This window comes from Glaciecola petra (genome assembly GCF_031846345.1).
In the GTDB taxonomy this organism is placed as follows: domain Bacteria; phylum Pseudomonadota; class Gammaproteobacteria; order Enterobacterales; family Alteromonadaceae; genus Glaciecola; species Glaciecola petra.
In genome coordinates, this window is record NZ_JAVRHX010000001.1 from 1,481,714 (window position 1) to 1,500,565 (window position 18,852).

15 protein-coding genes and 1 tRNA gene are annotated in these 18,852 nt (G+C 40.8%); 7 read left to right on the forward strand and 9 right to left on the reverse strand.

Translation table 11 applies throughout. From position 1 onward, the window contains the following. Nucleotides 1-12: 12 nt before the first annotated feature. Together pnp and nhaR are read right to left on the reverse strand one after the other, a co-directional pair. Complete coding sequence (gene pnp / locus RM552_RS06550; RefSeq protein ID WP_311367970.1) at nt 13-2,127, reverse strand: polyribonucleotide nucleotidyltransferase; 2,115 nt, start codon at nt 2,125-2,127, stop codon at nt 13-15. A 222-nt stretch (nt 2,128-2,349) separates the two neighbouring features. After that, entirely contained in the window at nt 2,350-3,252 is a 903-nt protein-coding gene (nhaR, locus tag RM552_RS06555) for a transcriptional activator NhaR (protein WP_311367971.1), read from the reverse strand. 144 nt (nt 3,253-3,396) lie between these two features. Between nhaR and RM552_RS06560 the strand changes: the two genes are divergently transcribed. Then, nucleotides 3,397-3,732: a hypothetical protein gene (locus RM552_RS06560; protein ID WP_311367972.1), complete on the forward strand. Its 336-nt coding sequence runs from the start codon at nt 3,397-3,399 to the stop codon at nt 3,730-3,732. Nucleotides 3,733-3,782: 50 nt separating this feature from the next. Here RM552_RS06560 and RM552_RS06565 read toward each other — a convergent pair. From RM552_RS06565 to ftsH, 6 genes are all read right to left on the reverse strand, one after another. Next, nucleotides 3,783-3,869: transfer RNA gene (locus RM552_RS06565), tRNA-Leu, on the reverse strand. A gap of 41 nt (nt 3,870-3,910) precedes the next feature. Further along, entirely contained in the window at nt 3,911-4,303 is a 393-nt protein-coding gene (secG, locus tag RM552_RS06570; RefSeq protein ID WP_311368290.1) for a preprotein translocase subunit SecG, read from the reverse strand. A gap of 23 nt (nt 4,304-4,326) precedes the next feature. Next, nucleotides 4,327-5,061, reverse strand: coding sequence for a triose-phosphate isomerase (tpiA, locus tag RM552_RS06575; RefSeq protein ID WP_311367973.1), 735 nt, complete (start codon nt 5,059-5,061; stop codon nt 4,327-4,329). 127 nt (nt 5,062-5,188) lie between these two features. Next, nucleotides 5,189-6,529, reverse strand: coding sequence for a phosphoglucosamine mutase (gene glmM, locus RM552_RS06580; RefSeq protein ID WP_311367974.1), 1,341 nt, complete (start codon nt 6,527-6,529; stop codon nt 5,189-5,191). 60 nt (nt 6,530-6,589) lie between these two features. Further along, a complete protein-coding gene (folP, locus tag RM552_RS06585) occupies nt 6,590-7,441 on the reverse strand; it encodes a dihydropteroate synthase (protein WP_311368291.1) in 852 nt (283 codons plus the stop codon). 161 nt (nt 7,442-7,602) lie between these two features. Beyond that, on the reverse strand, nt 7,603-9,540 hold the full coding sequence (gene ftsH / locus RM552_RS06590; RefSeq protein WP_311367975.1) for an ATP-dependent zinc metalloprotease FtsH: 1,938 nt from the start codon (nt 9,538-9,540) through the stop codon (nt 7,603-7,605). 443 nt (nt 9,541-9,983) lie between these two features. On the opposite strand from ftsH, the gene yhbY reads away from it, so the two are divergent. Together yhbY and RM552_RS06600 are read left to right on the forward strand one after the other, a co-directional pair. Then, the gene (gene yhbY, locus RM552_RS06595) at nt 9,984-10,280 is read left to right on the forward strand and encodes a ribosome assembly RNA-binding protein YhbY (protein ID WP_311367976.1); all 297 of its coding nucleotides are present in this window, start codon (nt 9,984-9,986) and stop codon (nt 10,278-10,280) included. Nucleotides 10,281-10,295: 15 nt separating this feature from the next. Continuing rightward, a complete protein-coding gene (locus tag RM552_RS06600; RefSeq protein ID WP_311367977.1) occupies nt 10,296-11,060 on the forward strand; it encodes an SDR family NAD(P)-dependent oxidoreductase in 765 nt (254 codons plus the stop codon). A gap of 22 nt (nt 11,061-11,082) precedes the next feature. On the opposite strand, the gene RM552_RS06605 is transcribed toward RM552_RS06600, so the two are convergent. Further along, nucleotides 11,083-13,416, reverse strand: a complete 2,334-nt coding sequence (locus RM552_RS06605; protein WP_432277197.1) for a Lon protease family protein — start codon at nt 13,414-13,416, stop codon at nt 11,083-11,085. Nucleotides 13,417-13,729: 313 nt separating this feature from the next. Here RM552_RS06605 and leuS point away from each other — a divergent pair, with 313 nt between their 5' ends. The 4 genes from leuS to nadD are packed head-to-tail and all read left to right on the forward strand — an operon-like array spanning nt 13,730 to nt 18,823. After that, nucleotides 13,730-16,390: a leucine--tRNA ligase gene (gene leuS, locus RM552_RS06610; protein ID WP_311367979.1), complete on the forward strand. Its 2,661-nt coding sequence runs from the start codon at nt 13,730-13,732 to the stop codon at nt 16,388-16,390. Nucleotides 16,391-16,400: 10 nt separating this feature from the next. Then, complete coding sequence (locus tag RM552_RS06615; RefSeq protein ID WP_311367980.1) at nt 16,401-17,012, forward strand: LPS-assembly lipoprotein LptE; 612 nt, start codon at nt 16,401-16,403, stop codon at nt 17,010-17,012. Further along, nucleotides 17,002-18,030, forward strand: a complete 1,029-nt coding sequence (gene holA, locus RM552_RS06620) for a DNA polymerase III subunit delta (protein ID WP_311367981.1) — start codon at nt 17,002-17,004, stop codon at nt 18,028-18,030. The genes RM552_RS06615 and holA overlap by 11 nt, the downstream gene beginning before the upstream one ends. Continuing rightward, a complete protein-coding gene (nadD, locus tag RM552_RS06625) occupies nt 18,017-18,823 on the forward strand; it encodes a nicotinate (nicotinamide) nucleotide adenylyltransferase (RefSeq protein ID WP_311367982.1) in 807 nt (268 codons plus the stop codon). The genes holA and nadD overlap by 14 nt, the downstream gene beginning before the upstream one ends. The last annotated feature ends 29 nt before the right edge of the window (nt 18,824-18,852 follow it).

The following is an 18,852-nucleotide window of genomic DNA, read 5'->3' on the forward strand; positions in this document are numbered from 1 at the left end:
TAGCTTAGAGACTTATTCGTCTTCAGCGCTTTCTTTCGGCTCGGGTTTTGCAAGTAATTCTTTCATACTTAAACGAACACGATTTTGACGATCTATCTCCATCACTTTCACGTCTACTTCTTGACCTTCTTTCAAATAGTCTGTGACTTTATTTACACGCTCATGTGCAATTTGTGAAATGTGAACTAAACCTTCTTTGCCTGGTAAAACTTCTACAAACGCACCAAAATCAACAATGCGCATTACTTTACCATGGTAGGTTTTACCTACTTCTAGTTCAGCCGTAACCTGCTCTATACGAGCGATTGCAATGTCTGCTTTGGTTTTTTCGGTAGCAAAAATCTTAACCGTACCATCATCTTCTATTTCGATGTTTGTGTCAGACTCTTCAGTAATAGAGCGGATAGTTGCGCCACCTTTACCAATTACGTCTCTAATTTTGTCAGACTGCACTTTAATGGTGTAAATTCTTGGAGCAAATTCAGACATTTCTTCACGGTGTCCGCCAATTGCTTGGTCCATAACACCCAAAATGTGTAATCTTGCTTCTTTCGCTTGTTTAAGCGCTTTTTGCATGATTTCTTGAGTGATTCCTTCAATTTTAATATCCATTTGAAGAGCAGTAACACCTTCAGTAGTTCCTGCTACTTTAAAGTCCATGTCGCCCAAGTGATCTTCATCACCCAAAATATCTGACAATACAACAAAGTTATCGTCAGACTTTACTAGGCCCATGGCGATACCAGCAACAGACGCTTTAATAGGAACACCTGCATCCATAAGTGCTAATGAAGTACCACAAACCGATGCCATAGAAGATGAACCATTTGATTCGGTGATTTCAGATACGACGCGCACTACATACGGGAATTCTTCAGCACTTGGCATAACCGCTTGGATACCGCGTTTAGCAAGTTTACCGTGACCAATTTCTCGACGCTTGGGAGAACCAATAAAACCTGTTTCACCTACACAGTATGGAGGGAAGTTATAATGCATCATAAAGCGACTATTTGAAGAGCCACCAAGGCCATCTATCATTTGTGCGTCACGGTCGGTGCCAAGTGTTGCAACAACTAATGCTTGCGTTTCACCCCGCGTGAATACAGCAGAGCCATGAGTTCTTGGTAATACGCCCGTAGCTACATGCAGCGCACGGATAGTGTCTGGGTCGCGGCCGTCGATACGTTTCTCACCCGCTAAAATGCGTGATCTTACGACGTCACTTTCTAGTTCATGAAGTAACTCAGAAACCTCTTTTGGGTCGAGTTCTTCATCGGCAGTTGTCAATTCTTCAAGCGCTTTACTTGTAGTTGCATCTACTGCAACCTTTCGGTCCATTTTATCAGAAATCTGATACGCTTCTGTCATACCGGCTTCAGCAGCTGCTTTTACTTTTTCTTTTAATTCAACATTTTGTTCAGGTGCAGTCCATTCCCATTTAACCGGAGCGACTTCTTCTGCAAATTCAGTAATCGCATTGATAACGGCTTGAGATTGCTCATGACCAAATACAACCGCACCAAGCATTACTTCTTCTGATAATACTTCTGCTTCTGATTCAACCATTAATACTGCACTTTCTGTTCCTGCAACCACTAAGTCCAATTGACTTGAATCGAGTTCAGACGCGCGAGTATTCAACACAAACTCATTATCGATATAACCAACACGTGCTGCGCCAACAGGGCCATTAAACGGCATACCTGAAATAGCTAAAGCAGCTGAAGTACCAATTAACGAAATGATATCTGTTGGAATTTCGGGGTTAGCTGAAATAACAGTGATAACCACTTGTACTTCATTTTTAAAACCTTCTGGAAATAAAGGTCTGATTGGTCTGTCGATCAATCGTGCAATAAGTGTTTCATGCTCAGCCGGACGCCCTTCTCTTTTAAAGAAGCCTCCTGGTATTTTACCAGCCGCATAAGCTTTTTCTTGATAGTTTACGGTTAATGGAAAGAAGCCTTGGTCTGGATTAGCGTCTTTTTTACCAACTACAGATACTAATACTGTAGTGTCGTCCATGCTTGCCATTACGGCTGCGCTTGCTTGTCTTGCTATTGCCCCAGTCTCTAGGGTGACAGTATGTTGACCATACTGGAAAGTTTTAGTAATAGGAGTCACACTCTATCCTTTTAATTTGTCTATATATTTACGCTTTTAAATGCGGTGCATAGTATAGCTTTGTATACTCCGAATACCAACTGATTAATGCAAAAATCCACATTAATCCCTCCTTCCGGCAAATTACTATCAAACACAGAGAGTTTCTCACGCAAAAAATAGAGAAAATTTATTTATCAACACACTAAAAAAGAAGCATCCGAATTATAAATGCTGGGGCACTTATTTAAATATAATATCTCTTGCGGTATTACATATAGCGGCAACAGCGGGATGAGTGACTTTACGTTCAGCAGAGATTGCGTAAAACTTTTGCTTTAAGGACTGACTTCTTCCAATAACTGTCAAGCCATACGCTTTTTTGACCTCAGCTTCAATGATACTGGGCATGAAAAAGATACCAAAACCCGATTGGCCAAATGACTTCATCAACGCACTATCGTCATACTGTCCTTTCACGGTTGGGAAAACATTGTTGTCGGTGCACCATTTGTCAAACAATTGCCGAATAGCGTATTGTTTAGTTGGCAATAACATAGGAGCATCGTGCAAATTTAAGGGAAAATTGTCATCTAATTTTGCAGCCAATGCAGGTGATGCAAAAAATGATAGACTCGATTGTCCTAAATAATGATTATAGGCTTTTATGCTAAATGCGCTTGAAAGCGGTGTATCAGTAAGCACCATATCGACTTCATGTACTGCAAGTTCACCTAAAATAGCTTCGACTGGGCCTTCTTTACAAGTAAGGCTAATGTCGTCCGATATAGTTAGGGCCGGCTCTAATACTTTATAAACAATTGTTTTAGGTAAAGCGCTCGCCGCACTAACTATAAATTCGGAAGTACCTACAAGTGGTGCACCTCTAAGCACATCACTAAGTTCACGCCCTAATTCGAAGATGTCGTCAGCATAGCGCAAGACTAAACGGCCTGTTTCTGTCAACCTAAGGCGACGCCCTACTCTGTCAAATAATGGCTGTCCTATCCGTTCTTCTAGCATACTTAATTGACCACTAATGGTCTGCGGAGTGATGAAAAGCTTATCTGCAGCCCGCGCAATACTACCTTCGGTCGCTACCACCCAAAAATAGTGCAAGTGCTTATAATTTAAATTTTCTGACATGTAAGCTATTCCATACAAGTCGATAGACAGTTTTTTCCGAATATTACTTATACATATTCTCGAATTTATTTGTTCACTTTTAATTGATAAAGTTTGTAATAGAAAAGTTTAATTCGATGTGTTGAAGGATAAGAGTTCAAAATTATGCGATATACTATTCATGAAAATAGTGAAAATATAAACGACAATGACCGAGAGTTCATCGATTCGCGTGTGGGCTTAAGCTTATCTCGTTTCAATAATATCACCTCTAGTTTTGATATTGTTTTTGACAAGTTAGACAATGGAAAATCGCCTCTCACTTCTTGCACCATATGTATAAAAATGACAAATGCGACAGATATTGTTGTAACCGATAGTGCCAACAGCATTCAGCAAGCGTTTTTGATTACGCTTAATAGAGTAAAGCGCAATATTGAAAGACAACTGAAAAGGTCGAAAGGCTCAAGGTTAGGGCCCTCATTAAATGCAAGACAATAAAAAAGCAAAAAAAGGGGTCAGTGTTACTTAACACTGACCCCTTTTTTATTTGGTGCGGAAAGCGGGACTTGAACCCGCACGGCCGTGAGGCCACCAGCCCCTCAAGCTGGCGTGTCTACCAATTCCACCACTTCCGCATATTCATTGTCATGAGGCGTTAACTCTTACTCTGCCAACTTCAACTATTTGGTTGATCGTCAGGAGTAGTTTCAGGCACATCACTTGGCTCTACCGCTGGTGCGTCATTTGCTACAGGAATGTCAGAATCGTTAGGCAGAACAGGTATTGAATCATCTACCGGTACTTCAATATTTTGAAATTCGTCAGTAGTATCACTAGTACCTGCCGTCATACCACCAATGATTAGACTAATAGCGAAAAATAAAGTGGCTAAAATTGCTGTTGTTCTAGTCATAAAATTACCCGAACCACTTGAACCAAAAATAGTGTTTGCGCCACCTGCTCCAAACGATGCACCCATATCTGCGCCTTTCCCTTGCTGTAATAACACAAAGCCCACTAAGGCAATGGCAACAACCAGATAAGCAATTAACAACAATTCGTATAACATCATATTCCTCTTGATTTATTCTTTTATTTTGCGGCGTTACAAATAACCACAAAATCTTCAATTTTTAAACTGGCGCCGCCTATTAGGCCGCCATCAATATCCGGTTTTGCAAACAATAGTTCAGCATTACTCGCATTTACACTACCGCCATAAAGAATTCTTGAATGGCCGGCAGCTTCACACCAATCACTTATTTGTGTACGAATAAACTCATGTACTTCCTGAGCTTGTTCTGGTGTCGCTGTCATTCCCGTACCAATTGCCCAAATAGGTTCATAGGCAATTACGCACTGGCTTAAAGCTGACCTACCACATATTTCATCAACAGCTTTTAATTGCTCAAGCACATATTCTTTAAACGTATTGCTTTGCCGTAATTCTAATGGCTCACCCACACATAATATGGGCGTTAAACCTGCTTTCAAGACAGTACTTACTTTTGCTGCAATATCTTCGTTTGATTCGCCATGGTCTTGTCTTCGTTCTGAGTGACCCACAATCACATACTCTACACCTAGCTCTTTAAGCATAGAAACTGCGATATCACCAGTATGAGCGCCAGATTCAAATTGGCTGCAATCTTGTGCACCAATTGCAAAATCACCCTTACCTGCTGCCGCTAAGTATGGAAAAGGGACACACAGCACTTTGTCAACGACAGTGCTAAGTTCAACCGCTTGCGTAAATGCAGTTAAAAGTGCAAGGGAACCGTTCATTTTCCAGTTTCCTGCTACCATTGGCTTGCGCGATTTTGTCATAAACAACTCCAATCAGTCTTACAGGACTGTTTAATCTGATATACAAAAAACAGCACCGTAAAAAGCGGCGCTGATAGTAACTAACCCTTTCCAATTATACAAGCTTGGCTGACACAAAAACATTAAATTAGTCTGCTTTTTTTACTACATCCGCGATGTTTTGCGCCCATAAGTCGGAGTCTTGTTCGGTCTTTGCTTCAACCATCACCCTAATTAACGGTTCTGTACCGCTTTTACGCAGTAAAACTCTGCCGTTATCACCCATCGCCGTCTCTGCTTCTTTGACCACTTTTTTAACAGCATCAGATTGCAAAGGATCCACACCTTTGTCTTCAAATTTGACATTTATTAAGCGTTGAGGAAATTTACTGAAACCAGAATTTAAGGCACTTAGACTCATGTTGGCTTTTAGCATTGCAGATAACACTTGCAAACCAGCCACTATGCCGTCACCAGTAGATGCGTAGTTTAAGTTAAGCACGTGGCCTGAATTTTCGCCACCTATACACCAGCCTTTTTTCACTAATAATTCCATTACGTAGCGATCCCCAACATCAGCACGTTCAAATGGAATACCTAATTGTTCAAGTGCTACTTCCATGCCTAGGTTAGACATTTTAGTACCAACGACGCCACCATTTAATTTACCTGAACGAAGCGCCTGACGGGCAATTATGAAAATTATTTGATCTCCATCTACAACATTTCCTTTTTCGTCTACCATCATGATGCGATCACCATCACCATCAAGCGCAAAGCCCAGATCAGCACCGTGCTTTTTAACCGCTTGTACCGTCGCTTTGAGAGAAGTTGCCCCCACCTTGTGATTGATATTCAATCCATCAGGGTCAGTGCCGATCTCAATAACCTTGGCGCCTAATTCTGAAAGTACATTTGGTGCAATGTGATATGTTGCGCCATGGGCACAATCGACAACAATTTTCATCCCCGACAGAGACAAGTCAGAAGGAAATGTGCCTTTGCAATATTCTATATAACGCCCAGCGGCATCATTTATTCGACTGGCTTTGCCCAATTTATCCGAATCAACACAAGTCATTGGCGCAAGCATCTGTTGCTCAATAGCGAGTTCAATTTGATCGTCTAGTTTATGACCCGTCCTAGAAAAAAACTTAATCCCGTTGTCATAATAAGGGTTATGAGAGGCTGAAATTACAATCCCGGCTTCCGATCTAAACGTTTTTGTTAAATAAGCGATGGCTGGTGTGGGCATTGGACCTAATAATCCAATATTAATACCTGCAGCCGACAAACCCGCTTCTAATGCCGACTCTAGCATATAACCGCTAATCCTAGTGTCTTTGCCTATCAACACCTTATTGGTGCCGGTTCCTGCAAGTACTTTACCTGCAGCCCATCCTAATTTAGTTACAAATTCTGGGTTAATTACACTATGACCAACTTTACCTCTAATACCGTCGGTTCCAAAATATTGCCTCTTTGACATATTATTCCTTAGTTTAGCCTTTAACAGTCTTTCTCAATGCGCTCGAACACGCTTTAAGGCTCAGTTATTTGATAGATCGCTTAGTCTATTTACTTTATCGACAATTTTCATTGCGTCAACAGCTTCTTCAACATCATGTACACGAACGATACTTGCACCTGCCATCGCTGCTATTGTATTTGTTGCAATATCACCGGCGAGTCTTTCTGTAATTTGCTTGTTTAATAAATTGCCAATCATTGATTTACGTGACATACCCGCTAAGACTGGCAAGTCAAATTGTGTAAAATTAACAAAATATTTAAGCATTTGATAATTATGGTCAAGGGTTTTACCAAAACCAAAACCTGGGTCAAGCATAATTTGTTGGTATTTAAAACCAGCTTGAGTTAAGCGCTGAATCTGCTGCCTAAAAAACTCAACCACGTCTTCAACGACATTTTCGTACTTAGGATTGTCTTGCATGATTAGCGGGGATCCTTGCATATGCATAACGCAAGTTGGAATATTGTGAGTTTTTGCAAAACCTGCTGCAGTTTCTAAGGCATTTGGTAGGCTAAGTGCTCGTACATCATTGATGAGTTTAGCACCGGCATTCACTGCAGCAGTCATTACCTCTGGTTTGCTGGTATCGACAGACACAATAACATCGAGCGACTTGGCTATTTTTTCGATAACTGGTACAACTCTATCGAGTTCTTCTTGCAAACATACTTCACTTGCACCGGGTCGCGTAGACTCTCCACCGACGTCAATAAAGCAAGCACCTTTTTCAACCATAAGTTGCGCTTGTTCAAAGGCTGCATTGACACTGGTGAATTTTCCACCATCAGAAAACGAATCGGGAGTGACATTTAATATACCCATCACTTTAGGGCTATTAAAGATGACTTCTTTATCTTTAAAAACCATCATATTCGTTATCCACTTGATCATAAACGCTAGATCAGATTATACCCGATAGTAAAGAAAAGATAAGAAATAAAGAGAAATATCTGCAAAAAACTCTAGAAAAAACGAACAACACCGACTTGCGTCGGTGTTGTTTGTCTGCTACTCGTTAATTTTAGATTTTATTGCGGCGCGTCACTTGGCTCGCCATCTTCAGATGGTTTGTCTTCTTTACCAACATCAATAGAAGCACCACCAGTAGGTTTGTTAGTACTTGACGAATTATCAGCCTTGCCCCAATCAGCGGGAGGGCGTACTTCAACTCTATCCATCAAATCGTCTATTTGCTTAGCATCTATGGTTTCATATTTCATCAAAGCGTCTTTCATCGCTTCGAGAATATCCATATTGTCTTTTAAGATCTGGTCAGCAAGCTTGTAATTACGGTCTATCAACTCACGCACTTCAGCGTCAATCGCTTTCGCAGTTTCGTCAGACATATTGTTTGACTTAGACGTTGAACGTCCAAGAAACACTTCGCCTTCTTCTTCAGCATAAAGCATTGGGCCCATTCTTTCAGACAAGCCCCATTGCGTCACCATTTTTCGAGCTATCATTGTTGCACGCTCAATGTCGTTTGAAGCGCCTGTTGTCACACCAGCTTTACCAAGGGTAATTTCTTCTGCGATTCGGCCACCGAACAAGGTCGCTATCCGAGATTCTAACTCTTCGCGAGAGTTAGAGTATTTATCTTGCTCAGGTAAATACATGGTTACACCCAAGGCGCGTCCGCGAGGAATAATAGATACTTTATAAACTGGATCATGTTTAGGCACTAAGCGCCCCACAATTGCGTGGCCAGCTTCGTGGTATGCTGTATTTGTTTTTTCTTCCTCAGACATCACCATGGTCTTACGCTCTGATCCCATCATGATTTTGTCTTTGGCTTTATCAAACTCTTCCATCGCTACCAAGCGTTTGTTAGTCCTCGCCGCAAACAGCGCAGCTTCGTTAACTAAGTTTGCTAAATCAGCCCCCGAAAACCCTGGTGTGCCGCGCGCAATGACCGACGCTTCTACGTCGTCGGCAATTGGTACCTTACGCATATGCACTTTAAGAATTTGCTCACGACCGCGGATATCAGGCAAGCCTACAGTTACTTGGCGATCAAAACGACCAGGACGAAGTAACGCGGGGTCAAGTACGTCAGGGCGGTTAGTTGCCGCAATCACAATAATACCTTCATGGCCTTCAAAACCGTCCATCTCGACTAACATTTGATTCAATGTTTGTTCGCGTTCATCATGACCGCCACCAAGACCAGCGCCACGTTGACGTCCAACTGCATCAATCTCATCAATAAAGATAATGCAAGGTGAAGATTTTTTAGCTTGTTCGAACATGTCACGAACACGAGATGCACCCACACCAACAAACATTTCAACAAAATCAGAACCTGAAATGGTGAAGAATGGGACTTTGGCTTCTCCGGCTATTGCCTTCGCTAACAAGGTTTTACCTGTTCCCGGTGGACCTACCATTAGTACGCCCTTAGGAATTCGGCCACCGAGTTTTTGGAATTTAGTTGGGTCACGTAAAAAGTCGACTAATTCAGAGACGTCTTCTTTCGCTTCATCACAGCCAGCAACATCAGCGAAGGTTGTTTTGATTTGGTCTTCACTAAGCAAGCGAGCTTTACTTTTACCAAACGACATTGCACCACGACCACCGCCGCCTTGCATTTGACGCATGAAGAAAATCCACACCCCTATTAGCAATAGCATTGGGAACCAGTTGACAAAGAGGGTTTTCAGGAAACTTGGCTTTTCTGTCTCTGCACTGTAGCTGATTACCCCTTTTTTAAACAATTGATCGACCAACTGCGGATCACCAATTGGTGGGATAACGGTTGTAAACTCTTCGTTATTGCGAAGCGTGCCGGTTATGTTTCGGCCCTCCATCAATACTTCTTTTACATTACCGTCTTCAACGTTTTGTAAAAAAGTTGTGTAATCCGTATTTTTCGCGGCTGTCGTAGGAGTATTAAAGCCCTGAAACACCATCATTAACACAACTGCAATGACTAACCAAAGGATGAGATTTTTTGCCATGTCGCTCAACGCTGTGAACCTCTAAAAAAAGTTAAAATTAATATACTGCTTGTGTTAAGCGTTGCACGTATATCATATGTTTTTGCTGTACTTTATATTTTTCGTTACACCACAAAGATTACTACACTTTATGGACCTATGCCACCAAACAGGCGCCAATCTAACTAGAAAATAATGCCCTGACTAGCCTTTTATGACTATAAGGTGCATACGTTAGTTCCGCCAATCTTGTTCAGTAATTCTTAAGCAAGCTCACCGAAGCTATGATTAAAACAAAATCTTGTTGTAAAATAATCATGCCAGCTGAACACAGTCTTTCGAAAATGTTCACATTAAAAACCGTCTATTTACTACTGAATCAATATCATTAGTCGCTTTAGCTTATAAGTGGAGTTAGAATATAGAATATCAACCATAATTAAAGTAATAATCTAATCAAGTTGTAATAAAACATGACATTAAGTAATAAACAGAAACAATTTTTAAAAGGTCTTGCCCATTCTTTAAAACCAATTGTGCAACTGGGGGGCAATGGCCTAACCGAAGGTGTCGTTGCAGAAATAAATAACGCGCTCGCTCATCATGAACTAATCAAAGTCAAAATACCCTCCGACGACAGAGACGAAAAAACACTCATTATGGACGCCATTGTTGGTGAGACAGGCTCATTAAAAGTACAAGCAATTGGACACACTTTAGTCATTTATAAAGCAAGCGATGACAACAAAATCACTTTACCTAAAAAATAAATACATGAGGTTTTTATGACAGCTAGCGCCAAATTAGCGGTTGTGACTGGAGGTTGTTCTGGTTTAGGTCAAGCGAGCGCAGAGTTTTTACTTGCGAATGGCTGGCACGTGGTTATTTTTGATCTCAATAAAGATAGTGGCGATGAAATTGCTCAAAAAATGCACCCTAGTAATTGTTGGTTTGATTATGTCGATGTCACTAGTAGCGCACTAGTTGAAGCTGCTGTTAATAAACTTGCTGGAAAAGAAATTCGATTGCTAATAAATTGTGCTGGTGTAGCACCTGCTAAACGAACGCTAAATCGAGAAGGTGAAGCGATGCCACTTGATGATTTTGCAAAAGTCATCAATATTAATTTAGTAGGGTCGTTCAATGTTGCACGAGTTGTGGCAGCTGCAATGGCCAAAAATTCAAGCATTAACGAAGACCGCGGTTGTATTATTAATACGGCTTCTGTTGCTGGGTATGAAGGGCAAATTGGGCAAACGGCCTATGCCGCAAGCAAGGCTGGTTTGATTGGCTTAAGTTTGCCAATGGCGAGAGATCTTGCTCCTCTAGGGATAAGAGTAAACGCGATCGCACCAGGTATAATGGGCACCCCAATGTTATTAGCGATGCCTGATAAGGTACAAGAAGCACTTGCCAGTAACGTACAACACCCTAAACGCTTAGGTATACCAGAAGAATTTGCTAAATTAGCGATGCATATCGCTGAAAATAGCTACATAAATGGCGAAACAATCCGTTTAGACGGCGCTTTACGTATGCCGCCTAAATAAACAAACTAAACTTAAACACCTCTTAGTCTTCGTGTGCGCCGTTAACTACGTTTGATATCGCATATAAACGATTAATTGCACAGTAATGCACACTATTTCGAGCAAAGCGCCCGCGGGAATTCAATTTGCCCGCTTCTTTTTGGCTTGTAATTTCGATCGCTTCGTCGACATTTTTAACTGCATAAATAGTGAAAAGTCCATTCTTAACAGCTTCCCGTACTTTTTCATTTAACATTAAGTTGACGTGATTCGACCAAGGTACAATCACACCTTGTTGACCGGTCAAACCTCGGCTTTCACAAAGTGTAAAATAACCTTCTATTTTTTCATTAACCCCTCCTACGGCTTGTACTTCTCCCAACTGATTAATTGAGCCGGTTACCGCTATGCCTTGTTGCAGAGGAATTTCTGTTAATGATGAGATAAGCGCTAGTAATTCAGCTAAAGAAGCGCTATCGCCATCGATATAACCATAAGACTGCTCTAGAGCGATATTTGCAGAGAGTGTTAATGGGAACCCTTGCGCGTATTTATTTCCTAAATAACCAGTCAATAACAACACGCCTTTAGAGTGAATAGGTTGACCAAGCTCTACTTCTCTCTCAATGTCTACCACACCATTTGAACCTGCATAAACCGTTGCGGTCACTCTAGCTGGCGTGCCAAAGGTCGTGTCTCCAATTTCTAGTACAGTCAAGCCATTGATGGTGCCGATGCTTTGCCCTTCGGTACTGATGAGAACATGCCCTTCCTGAATATCTTGTAAAAATGTGTCGCTAACACGACCAGAACGGTGCTTTTTTGCTTGTAATGCTGCTTCAACGTGTTGTTCAGATAGCACAGCTGCATGCTCTTCTTGGCAATAAAAGTTTGCTTCATTTAATAGCTCGATAACATCAGCAAATTTCGCGCTTAGCTTATTTTGGTGCTCGGCTTGGCGCAAACTATAAGAAATCAACGCTGCCATTGCGGATATATCAATGCCTTTTAAATTAAGTTGATTAATTTGTTTTTTTACTCGCGTAACAAACTGGTTAACATTGGTTTGATTAAGCGAAATTTCGTGGTCAAAATCGACTAATACTCTGAAAAGCTCTGAAAATTCTGGATCATATTCTTGTAGCGTGTAATACAAATCTCGCGATCCCAACAAAATAACTTTTGTTTGCAAGGCTATCGCTTCCGGCATTTGAGTTATAGAGTTCACCATGCCAACTTCTTGCTGAGGAAGCTCCATTCTTATTTGACCAAATTTAAGCGCTAATTTTAATGCTTCCCAAACATGTGGATTATCCAGCACCTTATCTGCATCTAAAATTAAATAGCCTGAATTCGCTTTGTGCAATGCACCTGCGGTTATCATTCGGTAATTGGTATATACACTGCCTTGCACACTAGTATATTCAATTTTACCAAAGATATTTTGGTAACTAGGGTTGGGCTCATAAATAATAGGAACCGGCACATCGTTTTTATTTTCTACAAGAATGTTAGGTACATAAGTATCTACAAACAATGCCCGTTTATCGTACTCATCTGACTTTTCATCTTTGCTGTCAATAACTAAGGTCTCAATCACCATATCAATACAATGATGCTTTAATTGCCGCAAATATTTCAAAATCGCGATATTGTTTTTGTATTGTCGCTCTAAATCTTTTAACAAAGGCCTAATGCCCTGCTCAACCGTTTGCTGCTTCAACGATTTGAGTTGCTCAGCGCTTTCGCGTTGCCACATAGGTAGCTCAATCAATGCCTCGCTTAAGACCTTTTCTAACTCGTCTATTATTTGATAGTAATGTTGTCGGTCAATATCCGTTTTACGCGTAAACTCTGCATCATTAAGAGGCTTACCATCAATAATCGGTGAAAAACTAATGCTGTTACCTTCTTCAATAAGCGCGATACTTTTTGTAGCAGCAATTTGTTCAACATCGTCTATTGCTTTGTCGTATTTTTGCTCAAAGTGACGAGTAACACTGGCTTTTTTTCGTTGAAAACTCGGGTTCTCAAAAACCGCGGGAAAAGTAGCAAGTACCTCATCTATAAAGTTTTCGATGTCGTTTACCAGTTGCTTGGCGTCGCCCGGTGGCAATGCAAGGGATATTGGCTGTCTTTCATTCTCAAGGTTATTCAAATAACACCAATCATAAACTTGCGCGTTAGCGCAAGACTTAGTATGTGCGGTGATGTATTCATTTACGAGGGTATGTCGCCCCGTTGCTTGTTCACCCATTACATACAAATTATAACCTGCCACATCAACACCTAAGCCAAACCTTAGGGCATTTTTTGCTCGATCTTGACCAATTAGCATATGAGTGTCAGCTTGATGCTCATCGGCAATTTGCAACATGCTTTTATCGTAGGTAGCGGTTAAGTGTTCAGGATGAAGTTGAAGTTGAATACCAAACTCATTACCACCCACGTGGCTAGGCTTTTGTGCTATTGAAGACTTTTTTTGCATGGCGGATGAGGGCTCACCAAGTGTTGATTCGGACATACTTTTGCTATTTCTTCTTATTGTGACTATCTAACAACAACAAAGTGTAGCGTATTTTATCACTAAAATGTTGAAAAAATGATCGTGTTATATCTTGTCCCGGCCTACCCTTACAAGCTATCCTATGCCATTGACTGTTTCGTAATAAATAGAGAACCTTTAATCAATGGCAAACACAGAAGTAAATGCAACGACAAGCTTTGAATATAATCCCAAAGATATAGAAGCCAATGCACAAGCGCACTGGAAAAATATTGATATATTTAAAGCCAATCAAGACGAAAACAAAGAAAAATTTTATTGTCTTTGCATGTTTCCATATCCAAGTGGCCGTTTACATATGGGCCATGTTCGCAATTACACCATAGGAGACGTGGTTAGCCGCTTTCAGCGCATGCAAGGCAAAAGTGTTCTGCAACCTATGGGCTGGGACGCATTTGGCTTGCCAGCAGAAAATGCCGCCATTGATAATAATACCGCACCTGCAAGCTGGACCTTACAAAACATCGATTATATGAAAACGCAGTTGCATGCGCTTGGCTTTGGTTATGATTGGACGCGAGAACTAACCACCTGCCAACCAGAATACTACCGTTGGGAACAATGGTTTTTTACGCGCTTGTTTGAAAAAGGCTTGGTATATAAAAAAAATGCAACCGTTAATTGGGACCCTGTTGATCAAACGGTATTAGCAAACGAACAAGTCATTGACGGCAAAGGCTGGCGTTCAGGTGCACAAGTAGAACAAAAAGAGATACCACAATGGTTTATTAAAATTACCGATTATGCTGACCAACTATTAAGCGACTTAGACCAACTAGACGAATGGCCAACACAAGTCAGAGTTGCTCAAAAAAATTGGATTGGACGGTCTGAAGGTGTTGATATTGATTTCGATTTAGTGAATGAAACTGCTGGCTATCAGCAAATACAAGTCTACACAACTCGACCCGATACGCTTTATGGAGCGACCTATCTAGCAATAGCGGCAGGACATCCGATTGCACAAGAATTGGCAAATGGTAACGAAGCAATCTCCGCTTTTATAGAAGAATGTAAAAATACCAAAACAAGCGAAGCCGAAATGGCGACCATGGAAAAGAAAGGCTTAGCTACTGGCTTATATGCTATTCATCCCCTGACACAAGAGAAACTGCCAATTTGGATAGCAAATTTTGTGTTGATGGGATATGGCTCAGGCGCTGTTATGTCGGTCCCTGCGCATGACCAACGTGATTGGGAGTTTGCGACAAAATACAAACTACCTATTGTGCAAGTGGTAGCCAATAAAAAGGAAGATGAAAACCACAATATTGCAGATGCGGCTTACACCGAAAAAAATGACTTAATTAATTCTGGTGAATATTCTGGCCTGAGCTATGAAGATGGCTTTAATGCGATTGCGGCTAAGTTAGAAAGCATCGGTAAAGGCAAAAAATCAGTGAATTATCGTCTACGTGATTGGGGAGTTTCACGTCAACGTTACTGGGGAGCTCCTATTCCTATAGTCAATGACGATAATGGAAACTCTTTTGCAGTCGACGAACAAGATTTGCCAGTTGTCCTTCCCACTGATGTTGTGATGGATGGTGTGACCTCGCCAATTAAGTCTGATCCAGAGTGGGCAAAAACAAACCATGCCGGCTCAGCAATGACCCGAGAAACCGACACCTTTGATACATTTATGGAATCATCTTGGTATTATGCGAGGTATGCATCAGCCCCTAAAGATGCCATGTTAGATCCAAGTGAAGCCAATTATTGGTTACCTGTTGATCAGTATATTGGTGGGATTGAACATGCAATCTTACACCTTTTGTATGCGCGTTTTTTCCATAAACTGTTGCGCGATGAAGGCCTAGTAGAAAGTGATGAGCCATTTAAACGATTGTTATGTCAAGGGATGGTCTTATCCAACGCGTTTTACACTGAAAATGACGGTAAAAAAACGTGGCATAAACCTGATGATTTAACATTAGAAAAGGACGATAAAGGTCGCATAATAAGCGCCGTGCTTAAATCGAATCAGCAAGTTGCTCAACATGCTGGCATGATCAAAATGTCAAAGTCGAAAAATAACGGCATTGATCCGCAGTCTGTTATTGATCTTTATGGTGCTGATACCATCCGTTTATATACCATGTTTGCCGCGCCACCTGAACAAGACCTTGAATGGACTGAATCAGCGGTAGAAGGCGCTAACCGCTTTTTAAGAAGGTTTTGGCGTTTGGTAAATGAGCATTCACAACATTGTGCTGAAGCCTCTTTTAAAGTGGAATATCAATACAATGTAAAATCGCTTAGCAAAGCACAAAAAGCATTGCGATTTGAACTTCATGGTGCCATTCAAAAAGTCACAGACGATATTTTACGCCGTCAAACATTTAATACTGCTATCGCTAAAATGATGGAGTTGTTAAACTTTTTACAAAAGTACGCTCAACAGTTAGTAAAGGATGAGCAGCAAGCCGATTTAGATCAATTGGCATTGATGCAAGAAGCCTTAAGCGCGATGGTAAAAATGCTAAACCCTGTAACGCCCCATATTTGTGAAGCGTTGCATAAAATGCTCGGATATCAAGATGAATTGCAAACCTCTCCTTGGCCAGTTTTTGATAAAAGCGCCTTAGTTGAGGACGAGAAGTTAATTATTGTGCAAGTAAATGGTAAGTTACGTGCAAAACTCACAGTGAGTGCTGATATAGATAAAAACGAGCTAGAAAGGATGGCTATTGAGCATGAAAACGTGCTCTCATTTACGGCTGGGAAACAAGTGCGTAAAGTCATTGTGATACCAGGTAAGTTAGTTAATATAGTGGCCAATTAAGGACATCATTTTGCTTGCAAAAAAGTTAAATTTATTCAGCTTAGGAAAAGTCTCTTTTGTGCGCTTTGGCGACCTAACACTTTTGGTTGTGCTAATCTTCAGTATTAGCGCATGCGGTTTTCAACTTCGTGGTTCACAAGCCTTACCAGTAAATTTAACCCAAGTATTAATTCAAGCGCCATTGCAATATTCTCCGTTGTCTAGGGCGCTTGAAACGCGCCTGCCTGTTTATCAACTTAACGGTCTCATCGGCGACATTAACACCATTTTGCCTCAAGATATGCCAAAAACAGTAGTGTTGTTATTACAGCCAGAACAATTTGAACGGCGTTTATTGTCGGTATTTACTACCGGTCAAGTTGCAGAATACGAATTGGTATACACCATTGATTATCAAATTTTATTTCCCGGCAAACAAAGCATGTCAGAGAGTTTAACGGTTTCTAGAGAATACCAAGACGACCCAGATCAGATTTTAGCTAAGTCTAGAGAATTGGATTTAGTGCTTGAAGAATTACGTAACGAAACTGCCGACCGCATTATCCGGCTGATGTCTAGCCAATATAATAGTTCAGTGATAGATCCAGAACTTCAAGGCGGTATCGCTTCAGATGCAAATTAACGCAAACGATATTACACGGCAACTTAAGCAAAATGCGTTACCGCCGTTTATCCTTCTTTTTGGTGACGAACCACAGCAAAAACTTGATATTATCGATGCAATTCGTCAACACGCACGTCAAACTGGTTTTGACGAACGACAAACTTTTACCCTTGATTCAGACTTTGAGTGGGCACACCTAATCGATGCTATGCAAAGTATGTCTTTATTTTCAGACAAACAATATATCGAACTTACCATGCCTAGCAGCAAGCCCGGTGCAACCGGCGCAAAACAGTTTCAAGAAATAGCAAATATTGACAACCCTGATGTTGTGTTACTGATTCAAGGACCAAAAGCCGGCAAGGATGTGCAAAAAACCAAATGGTTTTCTGCATTGGCAAATAAAGGTTGGTTTTGTCATGTATATGATCTCGAAGGTGCTCAACTACAAAAATGGCTGAGCAATAAAGCACATAAACTCAACTTAAACATAGAAACAAATGCCATTACGGCCCTGGCAGACATGTGTGAAGGTAATATCATGGCTGGCCGTCAAGAATTAGAAAAACTCGCTCTGCTTTATCCTTCTGCAGATACGATTAAAGTTGATGACGTGGCAAAAGTCATGGTGCAACAATCACGTTACTCAAGCTTTCAATTTACCGATGAAGTCTTAAAGGGCGATATGCGAAAAGCGATAAGAATGCTTGCTCGGTTGGAAGAAGAAGGCGTTGAACCTGTCGTGATTTTGTGGAGTTTAGTAAATGAGGCTCAAAACTTGGCGAAAATGCGAGATATGCAAAATACACAGGGACAGATTAATTTTCGTGCATTGCGTGTGTGGCCAAACAAACAAAATTTGTATCAAAGCGCGTTAAATCGTTTGGCAGACAATAATATCAATCACCTCATAGAACAGCTCAGTTACACAGATATACTATTCAAATCAACAACAGTTGCAAAACCCTACGTAGTTTTAAGCCACCTCGCGCTACTTTTTTTGCCTTCTGAACTTGAAGCATATGCACTCGCCTAAACTGACTAGCAAGGTAAAAAATATAAGATACATATATGGTGGCACCTTTGATCCACCTCATTATGGTCACTTGAGCCCCTTGCAAGACGCAATGGATAAGCTCGATATTAGTCATGTAGAACTTATGCCGACCTTTGTTTCGGCATTAAAAAGTAATGTGAGTCATCATCGGCATCGTTTAGCGATGCTAGACATGCTAATCCAAGAAGACCCAAGACTTAGTATCAATAAGCTTGAATTAGAACTGGCTAAGCCGAGTTTTACTGTCAACACTTTATTGCAGCTTAAGGAAAATGAACCCAATACTCATTTTGTATTTATTATCGGTTCAGATAGCTTGCAAAATATACATAAATGGAAGCAGTGGCAGACTATATTTAGTCTAGCTAGTGTGCTGGTTTTGCACAGAGAATTTGAGCAAAACACTAAGACCAGTGCACAAACGAAGCCGACCAATACTGCGTTGGCATCAAACTTGAATGACATATTCTTGACTCAGTGTGAGTTAGATAAGCTTATTGGCACAAAAATGGACGAACAGTGCCAACAATTTTTGTCTATGAGACTTGCCCAAACTAATGAAAAAAAGCAGTGTATTAAATCGGCTTCGTTTAAGGATATAATAGCGTCATCAGTTTCGGGCAAACTCTTTTTAGTTAAAAATAGAGGGCTTGCTTTGTCTTCTAGTTTTTTGCGTGAGCAAATTGCTGTTGGAGCTTCGGTAAACGCGTGGTTGCCCGATAATATTAACGCTTATATAAAAGCTAATAATTTGTACAAGCAAAGTATTTAGTAACGAATAGTTACCTTAAATAATAATAG

Coding starts and splice junctions, on each gene's coding strand:
- nhaR (WP_311367971.1), bottom strand. CDS start 3,252: ATGTCAGAAAATTTAAATTATAAGCACTTGCACTATTTTTGGGTGGTA.
- RM552_RS06560 (WP_311367972.1), top strand. CDS start 3,397: ATGCGATATACTATTCATGAAAATAGTGAAAATATAAACGACAATGAC.
- secG (WP_311368290.1), bottom strand. CDS start 4,303: ATGTTATACGAATTGTTGTTAATTGCTTATCTGGTTGTTGCCATTGCC.
- tpiA (WP_311367973.1), bottom strand. CDS start 5,061: ATGACAAAATCGCGCAAGCCAATGGTAGCAGGAAACTGGAAAATGAAC.
- glmM (WP_311367974.1), bottom strand. CDS start 6,529: ATGTCAAAGAGGCAATATTTTGGAACCGACGGTATTAGAGGTAAAGTT.
- folP (WP_311368291.1), bottom strand. CDS start 7,441: ATGGTTTTTAAAGATAAAGAAGTCATCTTTAATAGCCCTAAAGTGATG.
- yhbY (WP_311367976.1), top strand. CDS start 9,984: ATGACATTAAGTAATAAACAGAAACAATTTTTAAAAGGTCTTGCCCAT.
- RM552_RS06600 (WP_311367977.1), top strand. CDS start 10,296: ATGACAGCTAGCGCCAAATTAGCGGTTGTGACTGGAGGTTGTTCTGGT.
- RM552_RS06605 (WP_432277197.1), bottom strand. CDS start 13,416: ATGTTGCAAATTGCCGATGAGCATCAAGCTGACACTCATATGCTAATT.
- leuS (WP_311367979.1), top strand. CDS start 13,730: ATGGCAAACACAGAAGTAAATGCAACGACAAGCTTTGAATATAATCCC.
- holA (WP_311367981.1), top strand. CDS start 17,002: ATGCAAATTAACGCAAACGATATTACACGGCAACTTAAGCAAAATGCG.
- nadD (WP_311367982.1), top strand. CDS start 18,017: ATGCACTCGCCTAAACTGACTAGCAAGGTAAAAAATATAAGATACATA.